Here is an 8,335-nt window from a genome sequence, read left to right as displayed (position 1 = left end):
GTGCGGCAGCGGGCGCAGGTGCCGGCGCGGCGGCCGCCGCCGGTTCACCCGCGCCGCTCTCGGCCTTCAGCCGTTCGAGCTTCGCGCAGATCGTCGCGGCAGCCGCCGCGTCCGGTTCGGCGCTCGCGCGGTAGTCCGCGAGCTGGTCGGACAGCACGTCCTTGGTCTCGAGGAACGCGTCGACCATCTCCTTGGTCAGCGTCAGCTCGTGGTTGCGCGCGCGGTCGAGCAGCGATTCGAGGATGTGCGTCGTATCGGTCAGCGCGGAAAAGCCGAACGTCGCCGCGCCGCCCTTGATCGAATGCGCGGCGCGGAAGATCGCGGCCAGGTCTTCGGGGTCGGGCGAGTCGACGTCGAGGTTCAGCAGCAGCTGCTCCATCTGCGCGAGCAGCTCGTCCGCTTCGTCGAAAAAGGTCTGGTAGAACTGAGTGATGTCGAGAGTCATGCCCGGTCACCGGTTGAATTCGTCGCGTTCATGTCAGGATGCGGCCGGCTCGGAGAGCGTCGCGACCAGGTCGACCAGCACGGCCGGGTCGATCGGCTTCTCGATCCAGCCCGTCGCGCCCGCGTCGCGCGCGGCATCCTTGAAGGCATCGCTGCCCTCGGTCGTCAGCACGAGGATCGGCGTGTCCGCATACGCGGTCAGCTTGCGCAGCGCGGCGATCACCTCGAGCCCGTTCTTGCGCGGCATGTTCTGGTCGGTCAGCACCAGGTCGTACGGCGCGGTCGCGGCCATGTCGAAGCCGGCTTCGCCGTCCGGCGCCACCGTCACGTCATAGCCGGCCTGTGCAAGCGTCGCCTGCAGCAGGGCGCGCATGGTCGCGGAGTCGTCGATGGCGAGAATGGTTCGGATCATGTCTGTCTCGGAGCGGGTCTTGTCGATATCAGGGTTTCGGCACCGCGACGGCGGACGCCGCGAGCGCGGGGCGCACGGCCGGCGCCGCGCCGAGCTGCTGCGCGAGCTGCTTCGAGCCGGCCGCATCGGCCGACAGCGTCGTGGTCGTCGCGTCATCGCGCATCAGCGCCTCTTCGGATTTGCGGTTCAGCACGATCACGCTGATCCGGCGGTTTTCCGGATCGAGCGGGTCGGCCTTGTTCAGGTTCTGCGTCGACGCGAGGCCGAGCACGCGTAGCACTTTCGCCTCGTCCATGCCGCCGGAGATCAGCTCGCGGCGCGACGCGTTCGCGCGATCGGCCGACAGCTCCCAGTTGCTGTAGCCGCCCTCGCCGCCCGCGTACGGCACGGCGTCGGTGTGGCCCTGGACGATGATCCGGTTCGGCACGTCGTTCAGCGTCTTGCCGATCTCGCGCAGGATGTCGCGCATGTACGGCTCGACGCGGTCGCTCGACATCGCGAACATCGGCCGCTTCTGCGAATCGACGATCTCGATGCGCAGCCCCATCAGCGTCGAATCGATGCGGATCTGCTGCTTGAACTGGCGCAACGTCGGATTCGCCTCGATCGCGGCCATCAGCTTGATCTGCAGGTCGTGCAGGCGCGCCTGCTCGAGCCGGTCCTGCGCGCCCTGCGCCTGCGAGCGCGTGTTGTCGTCGCCGGCCTTCGCGACGCGATCGGCGAGCTGCGTCGAGCCGTCGGTGCGGCGCAGCGTGCCGGCGTCGACGCTCGACAGGTCGCGGCCGCCGGCGTTGAGGATGCTGGAGTCCTGCGAATTGCGGTCGCCGCTGCCGAACAGCGCGGCCTTCAGCGGCGTGTTGAAGTATTCGGCGATGCCCTTCAGCTGCACCGGCGTGACCGAGCTCAGCAGCCACATCAACAGGAAGAACGCCATCATCGCGGTCATGAAATCCGCGTACGCGAGCTTCCATGCGCCGCCGTGGTGGCCCTTCTTCGCCGGGGCCACCCGCTTGACGACGATCGCGCGATCCTTGCTCTTGCTCATCGTGCGCTCCGCGTCACTTCGCCTTCACCCGGCGCACGTGCTCTTCGAGCTCCGAGAACGACGGGCGCTCGGTCGAGAACAGCACCTTGCGGCCGAACTCGACGGCAATCGCCGGCGCATAACCGTTCAGCGTCGCGAGGATCGTCACCTTGATGCACTGGAACATCTTCGTCGACTCGGCGACGCGCTGCTCCGCCAGGCTCGCGAGCGGCCCGATCAGCCCGTACGACAGCAGGATCCCGAGGAACGTGCCGACCAGCGCCTGCGCGATCATCGCGCCGAGCACCGCGGGCGGCTTGTCGGCCGACGCCATCGTGTGGACCACGCCCATCACGGCCGCGACGATGCCGAACGCCGGCATCGCGTCGCCGACGCGCATCAGCGCGTGCGCGGGGCCTTCGCCTTCCGCGTGGTGCGTCTCGATCTCCTCGTCCATCAGGCTCTCGATCTCGAACGCGTTCATGTTGCCGCCCACCATCAGGCGCAGGTAGTCGGTCAGGAACTCGACGATGTGATGATCGGCGAGGATCTTCGGGTATTGCGTGAAAATCGGGCTCTTTTCCGGATCGTCGATGTCGGCCTCGAGCGTCAGCGTGCCTTCCTTGCGCGCCTTCGCCAGCAGCACGTAGAGCAGCGCCATCAGCTCCATGTAGACGTCCTTCGTGTACTTCGACCCTTTGAAGAGGGTCGGCAGCACGCGCAGCGTGGCCTTGATGGTCTTGCCGCCGTTGCCGAGGATGAATGCGCCGACGCCGGCGCCCACGATCATCAGGATCTCGACCGGCTGGATCAATGCGCCCAGATGCCCGCCTGCCAGCGCATAGCCGCCGAAGACGGACAACAGCGTCACGAGTGTTCCCACGATAATCAGCACTGCCTGTCCCTCACGAAAGACCGGCGGGAAGACCGCCGTTAAACAGGTTTACGGCAGTCGGCAGGAAAACTTTCGCGGCCGCCCGGCGGCGGCCCGGCAGTGTTTACCAGCACGGCACGGACGATTCGCGCGGCCCGCGGCAACCGCCCGCGCCCCGCCCGGTGGCGCTCAGGCCGCGGTGGCAGCCAGTTCGGCGCGCGCGGCGGCGGCCTTGCGGGTCTTGCCGGCACGCGACGGCGGCTGGCAGAGGCCGCACACGAAACCTTGATGCGGATCATGCGCATGCGCGACGAAGTGGCCGCCGCAGCGCGTGCACGGGGTCATCTGCAGCATCCCCGAATCGAAGAAGCGCACGAGCGTCCATGCCCGCGTGAGGCTCAGCGCGGCCTCGTCACCGGACAGATTCACGTGCTCCTGATAGAGCCGGTACGCCTTCACGATCGACTGGATCGGCTCGCAGCGGCCGTGGTCCTGCATGAACCGGTAGATGTTGTAGAACAGCGACGAGTGGATGTTCGGCTGCCACGTCATGAACCAGTCGGTCGAGAACGGCAGCATCCCCTTCGGCGGCGACACGCCCTTCAGTTCCTTGTACAGCTTGATCAGACGGTCCCGCGACAGGCTCGTCTCCGCCTCCAGCAGCTGCAGCCGGGCGCCCAGTTCGATCAGTTCGATGGCGAGGGTGATTTCCTTCACCTCGATCACGACGCTTTTGCTTGCCATGGTGATAACCGTCCGCTTGACGTTGTTCGAATGGATGGCCAATACGCTGCCCTCCGGCGCGGTACGCCGGGACACAACGCAAGGCGGGATGGATCAGCGGACGCCTTCGACCTGCTGCCCGGCCATCAGGATGGCCGAGTGGGCGTGCGCGACGACATCGCTACGGCCCTTGTCGGCGAGCGACGACAGCAGCGCGTGATCGTCGAAGCGGAAGCGGCACAGCATCTGGTTCGACGCGGCAAGCTTCACGGTCTGTGCGAGCGTGAGGTTGGCGAGCACGTCGGCGAGTTCCTGGGAAATTCCCATGCGGAACATGCCCATCGCCTTGTCTTCCCGCAGCAGGCGCTGCGCGAGGAGGAGGTACGACAGGTTGACCTCTTTGATCTCACTGAGCATTTCGCTGGTAGCGCTCATGATTCCCCCGTTATAAGAGCTTTGCTTTGGCCATTCGTGTTATGAAAACGTTTGCTCGATCGGAGCGCTCCTGGCGCACTGTCGGCTCGTTTATAGTCTTACAGGGCGAATTTTGGCCAAACGCCATTTATGTCGGTATCAGCGAAGTGGCGTATGCCATGCAGGATTTGTCTGTAAACCGTGTAGGAATTTTTCCGACAAAGCGAATTGAAAGGGGCAATCGGGAAAGCGGATGACAGCGCGCATTCGGCTGCGAGGGTGCCGATGGCCGCCCGCTCGGTGGCGGAAGGCTTGCCGGCAGGGCTGCCGACAATCGGATCGGTAAAAATTATAGTGGTTTTTCACGATCGCGCAACAATAGTTGCGGCCATCTCGATTCATGATTCCGCGCCCTTTTTCTCGGGGTTTTCGCGTATTTCATCGTGTAACAAGCCTTAAGTGTTTGAAAAAACACTCGAACCCCGCAGGGCGATATCGATAATGGACTCCAATGGGCGGCGGCGCGAGCCGTGCCGGCCCGCCCCGCAGCTTGCCGTCCGGCGCCCCGCGCACCCCGTCCAGGGCCCGGCCACGTACGCCAGACGCGTGCGTCGGCGAGTTCCGCAACGTTGTATGGGATCCGCGTCGGCGCGATGGCGCCCACGGATCGAAAACCGGAGAACACCGATGCGAATTGCCCAGATCGCGCCGCTTTACGAAGCCGTTCCGCCGAAACTCTACGGCGGCACCGAGCGTGTCGTGTCCTACCTCACCGAGGCGCTCGTCGAACTCGGCCACGACGTGACGCTGTTCGCCAGCGGCGACTCCGTCACGTCGGCCCGTCTCGAGGCGGCGTGGCCGCGCGCCCTGCGGCTCGACCCGTCGATCCGCGATTCGATGGCACCCCACATGCGGCTCCTCGAGCAGGTGGCCCGGGTCGCGCACGAATTCGACGTGCTGCACTTCCACCTCGACTACCTGCCGTTCCCGCTGATGTCGCGCCTCGACACGCCGTACGTGACGACGCTGCACGGCCGCCTCGACCTGCCCGAGCTGCAGCCGGTGTTCGACGCGTTCCCGGACGCGCCGGTCGTGTCGATCTCGAACAACCAGCGCAAGCCGCTGCCGCAGGCCGCGTGGGCCGGCACCGTGTATCACGGGCTGCCCGACACGCTGCTGACGCAGCAGCCGGGCGTGAAACCCGAATACCTCGCGTTCCTCGGCCGGATCTGTCCCGAAAAGCGCGTCGACACCGCGATCCGGATCGCCGCGCAAAGCGGGCTGCCGCTGAAGATCGCCGCGAAGGTCGACAAGGCCGACGCCGACTATTTCAAGGAAGTGATCGAGCCGCTGCTCGGCCAGGCGCACGTCGAATTCATCGGCGAGATCAACGAGGCGCAGAAGCCCGCGTTCCTGTCCGGCGCGAAGGCGCTGCTGTTCCCGATCGACTGGCCGGAGCCGTTCGGCCTGGTGATGATCGAGGCGATGGCCTGCGGCACGCCGGTCGTCGCGTTCAACCGCGGCTCGGTGCCGGAAGTGATCGAGGACGGCGTGACCGGCTTCATCGTCGAGGACGTGCAGGGCGCGGTCGGGGCGCTGCACCGGATCGACACGCTGTCGCGCACCGCGATCCGCCAGCGTTTCGACACGCGTTTCAGCTCGAAGGCAATGGCGCAGCGTTATGTCGAAACTTACGAATCGCTTTGCGCGGCGGCCAAGCAACCGGTATTGCGCCGGGTCGCGAGCGCCTGACGCGGAAATCCGCGCGGAAATACTCAGCAAAATCCGCGCCGAAATCGGCGCGTAAAACAAAAGAGCCGCATCGACGATGCGGCTCTTTCTTTTCGGCTTCCGGTCATTCGATCAGGAAACGATCGCGGTTTTTCCCGACGATCCAATTCGGCGGCTTGCCGCGCCCGCTCCAAGTGGCACCCGACTTCGGATCGCGGTATTTCGGCGGCAGCGGCGCCTTCTTCGGCGGGCGCCCGCGCCGTGCCCGTTCCGCGAAGCCCAGGTCCTGGGCCGTCAGGCCGTATTCCGCAATCATTCGCTGGACGTCGGCAATGACCGCCGCCACTTCCTGGCGGCGCACGTCGTCCGCCTGAGCCTGCAGATCAGCGATCTGCGCCTTGAGTTTCGCGTATTGAGACATTTTTCGACTCCCCTTTTCGATGATGCGGCCCCGGCGAATCCGGCCGGGACGCCAACACCCGTTACGTCATCCGCACTGCCGCCCTGCCCTTCGAAATAAATACTGTCATCTTTAACCGATTCGGCTTTATCGAGAATGCGGACTTATTCTAATAAAAGGCATTCGTCAGCCATTCAAATTTAACAATCGTTGACCCTCCCGGACGCGATTCATTTCCTATAATCCAGACCAATTCCGGGCGAGGGATTAAATCCGCAGTGTCGTCCGGTGGTCTTCAACCCACTTGAACGAGGTCCTTACATGAATCTTTCTCAGCGTCTCGCTGCAGAGGTATTCGGCACGTTCTGGCTGGTGCTCGGCGGGTGCGGAAGCGCCGTGCTGGCCGCCGCCTTTCCGGGCCTCGGCATCGGCTTTGCCGGCGTCGCACTTGCCTTCGGCCTGACCGTGCTGACGATGGCATTCGCAATCGGCCACATCTCGGGTTGCCACCTGAATCCGGCGGTGAGCGTCGGCCTGACGGTCGCCGGCCGCTTCCCGGCACGCGATCTCGCTCCGTACATCGTCGCGCAGGTCGTCGGCGCCACGCTCGGCGCGTTCGTGCTGTACCTGATCGCCACCGGCAAGCCGGGCTTCGACGTCGTCGGCAGCGGCTTTGCGACGAACGGCTTCGGCGATCGCTCGCCCGGCCACTACTCGCTGAGCGCATCGTTCATCTGCGAAGTCGTGATGACGGGCTTCTTCCTGTTCGTGATCCTCGGCGCGACCGACAAGCGCGGTGTGCCGGCCGGCTTCGCGCCGATCGCGATCGGCCTGTGCCTGACGCTGATTCACCTGATCTCGATCCCGGTCACCAACACGTCGGTGAACCCGGCGCGCTCGACCGGCCCGGCGCTGTTCGTCGGCGGCGACGCGATCGGCCAGCTCTGGCTGTTCTGGGTGGCGCCGATGATCGGCGCGGTACTCGCAGGGATCATCTACCCGCTGGTCGCCGGGCGTGACGACGCCGTCGACCTGCTTCCGGCATCGGCTCGCACAAGCGAATAAAACACTACGGGGTCAAGCGAGCAGAGCAGCGAGCCTCACGCTGTCCAACAACATCGAGGCAGGCAATTTCGACGGGCGCCACTGGCGCCCGTTTTTCATTTCCGCACGGGACACGCGCCCGGGGCCGGACGCTCAGGAAGCGGCGACGTTGTCCTCGAGCGAGAACAGCGAGCGCAGGTGCCGGGCGACCCCCGCATCGAAGTTGTTGCCGATCCGCGGAATGTGCGGCAGCCGCGCCACCAGGTCGGGGTTCGCGTTGTTCATCATGAACGCGTGACCGGCGGTTTCGAGCAGGTCGATGTCGTTCATGTTGTCGCCGAACGCGATGCAGTGGCCGGTATCGACGCCGAGCCGCCCGAGCACCGTGCGCAGCGCGCGGCCCTTCGACACGTTCGCGGTCATCACTTCCAGACAGTCGGGCAGCGAATACGTGACGTACAGCGCATCGCCGAAGCGCACGCGCATCTGCTCGGCGACGACCGCCAGATCGGCCGGCTCGCCGATATACAGCACCTTCGCGATATCGGCGCCGTCGTGCGCGGCCATGTCGATCACGTCGTAGCGGAAGCCCGAATCCTGGTGGAAGTCGAGCAGGTGCGGCGCGTCGCGGTCGATCAGCCAGCCGTCGTTGGTGAACAGGTTGACGATCGTGCGGCCATGCGCGCCGGTGACCTCCGGCTGCACGAGGCTGCGGACGATCGCGGGATCGATGTCCTGCGCGTGAATCGTCGTGTCGTCCGGCGCATGCACGCGCGCGCCGTTCGACGTGATCAGGTACGGCCGGATGCCGAGCACGTCGCGAATGCCGGCGACGTCCGCGTAATGGCGCCCCGTCGCGATCACGAACTGCAGGCCGTCGCGGTCGAGCCGGCGGACGGTGTCGATCGTGTACGGATCGAGCTGGTGGTCGCTGTTCAGCAGGGTACCGTCGAGATCGGTGGCGATGACTTTGTACATGGGACGGGAGAATGGCGCACAGGACGCTGCGGAATCGCCATTTTAACGTCGTGCCCGGCGGCGCGCCGGGCGGTTCCCGGTCAAGCGCGCCTTTGGCGCTGGGTCGACGCGCCTTCCACCCCGCCTTGCCTCGCTTCACGTTCGTCTCCATGACGACGGCCGGTGTCACGTCGATCACGCGCTCGACCGGCATTCTCTCCAGCCGCATTTCCCAGACGAATCCCGATGCACGCCCGAAGCCGCTTGCGGCGGCGAGCCGCGCGATGCGCATCGGATGGGAGTGGATTTCCG

At 65.5% G+C, this 8,335-nt stretch carries 10 protein-coding genes and 1 pseudogene; 2 read left to right on the top strand and 9 right to left on the bottom strand.

Going from position 1 to position 8,335, the window contains the following annotated elements:
* From G3N62_RS33135 to flhD, 6 genes are all read right to left on the bottom strand, one after another.
* Positions 1 to 445: Hpt domain-containing protein (locus G3N62_RS33135; RefSeq protein WP_206141448.1), on the bottom strand; the 445-nt coding region annotated here is incomplete at its 3' end.
* Between the two features lie 33 nt (positions 446 to 478).
* A complete protein-coding gene (locus G3N62_RS33130; RefSeq protein WP_034188085.1) occupies positions 479 to 856 on the bottom strand; it encodes a response regulator in 378 nt (125 codons plus the stop codon).
* A gap of 28 nt (positions 857 to 884) precedes the next feature.
* Positions 885 to 1,901: a flagellar motor protein MotB gene (gene motB, locus G3N62_RS33125; protein ID WP_034188086.1), complete on the bottom strand. Its 1,017-nt coding sequence runs from the start codon at positions 1,899 to 1,901 to the stop codon at positions 885 to 887.
* Between the two features lie 13 nt (positions 1,902 to 1,914).
* Positions 1,915 to 2,775: a flagellar motor stator protein MotA gene (motA, locus tag G3N62_RS33120; protein WP_011350592.1), complete on the bottom strand. Its 861-nt coding sequence runs from the start codon at positions 2,773 to 2,775 to the stop codon at positions 1,915 to 1,917.
* A gap of 168 nt (positions 2,776 to 2,943) precedes the next feature.
* Positions 2,944 to 3,498, bottom strand: coding sequence for a flagellar transcriptional regulator FlhC (gene flhC, locus G3N62_RS33115; protein ID WP_034188087.1), 555 nt, complete (start codon positions 3,496 to 3,498; stop codon positions 2,944 to 2,946).
* A 93-nt stretch (positions 3,499 to 3,591) separates the two neighbouring features.
* Positions 3,592 to 3,912, bottom strand: a complete 321-nt coding sequence (gene flhD, locus G3N62_RS33110; RefSeq protein WP_011350590.1) for a flagellar transcriptional regulator FlhD — start codon at positions 3,910 to 3,912, stop codon at positions 3,592 to 3,594.
* Positions 3,913 to 4,578: 666 nt separating this feature from the next.
* Here flhD and G3N62_RS33105 point away from each other — a divergent pair.
* Positions 4,579 to 5,643: a glycosyltransferase family 4 protein gene (locus G3N62_RS33105; RefSeq protein WP_124671324.1), complete on the top strand. Its 1,065-nt coding sequence runs from the start codon at positions 4,579 to 4,581 to the stop codon at positions 5,641 to 5,643.
* A gap of 103 nt (positions 5,644 to 5,746) precedes the next feature.
* Here G3N62_RS33105 and G3N62_RS33100 read toward each other — a convergent pair whose 3' ends face one another.
* On the bottom strand, positions 5,747 to 6,043 hold the full coding sequence (locus G3N62_RS33100; RefSeq protein WP_006489320.1) for an H-NS histone family protein: 297 nt from the start codon (positions 6,041 to 6,043) through the stop codon (positions 5,747 to 5,749).
* A 300-nt stretch (positions 6,044 to 6,343) separates the two neighbouring features.
* Here G3N62_RS33100 and aqpZ point away from each other — a divergent pair, with 300 nt between their 5' ends.
* The gene (aqpZ, locus tag G3N62_RS33095) at positions 6,344 to 7,087 is read left to right on the top strand and encodes an aquaporin Z (protein WP_034188089.1); all 744 of its coding nucleotides are present in this window, start codon (positions 6,344 to 6,346) and stop codon (positions 7,085 to 7,087) included.
* 132 nt (positions 7,088 to 7,219) lie between these two features.
* Here aqpZ and G3N62_RS33090 read toward each other — a convergent pair whose 3' ends face one another.
* Positions 7,220 to 8,044, bottom strand: coding sequence for a Cof-type HAD-IIB family hydrolase (locus G3N62_RS33090; RefSeq protein WP_059559383.1), 825 nt, complete (start codon positions 8,042 to 8,044; stop codon positions 7,220 to 7,222).
* A gap of 133 nt (positions 8,045 to 8,177) precedes the next feature.
* Positions 8,178 to 8,335: pseudogene (locus tag G3N62_RS36205) on the bottom strand (pyridine nucleotide-disulfide oxidoreductase); the annotation flags it as partial.

This window comes from Burkholderia sp. Tr-20355 (assembly GCF_017104685.1).
GTDB classification, from domain to species: Bacteria; Pseudomonadota; Gammaproteobacteria; order Burkholderiales; family Burkholderiaceae; genus Burkholderia; species Burkholderia seminalis.
Note: the sequence above shows the minus strand (reverse complement) of the source record. Positions and strands in the feature narration are given on the sequence as shown.

Coding starts and splice junctions, on each gene's coding strand:
- motB (WP_034188086.1), bottom strand. CDS start 1,901: ATGAGCAAGAGCAAGGATCGCGCGATCGTCGTCAAGCGGGTGGCCCCG.
- aqpZ (WP_034188089.1), top strand. CDS start 6,344: ATGAATCTTTCTCAGCGTCTCGCTGCAGAGGTATTCGGCACGTTCTGG.
- G3N62_RS33090 (WP_059559383.1), bottom strand. CDS start 8,044: ATGTACAAAGTCATCGCCACCGATCTCGACGGTACCCTGCTGAACAGC.
- flhD (WP_011350590.1), bottom strand. CDS start 3,912: ATGAGCGCTACCAGCGAAATGCTCAGTGAGATCAAAGAGGTCAACCTG.
- flhC (WP_034188087.1), bottom strand. CDS start 3,498: ATGGCAAGCAAAAGCGTCGTGATCGAGGTGAAGGAAATCACCCTCGCC.
- G3N62_RS33130 (WP_034188085.1), bottom strand. CDS start 856: ATGATCCGAACCATTCTCGCCATCGACGACTCCGCGACCATGCGCGCC.
- G3N62_RS33100 (WP_006489320.1), bottom strand. CDS start 6,043: ATGTCTCAATACGCGAAACTCAAGGCGCAGATCGCTGATCTGCAGGCT.
- G3N62_RS33105 (WP_124671324.1), top strand. CDS start 4,579: ATGCGAATTGCCCAGATCGCGCCGCTTTACGAAGCCGTTCCGCCGAAA.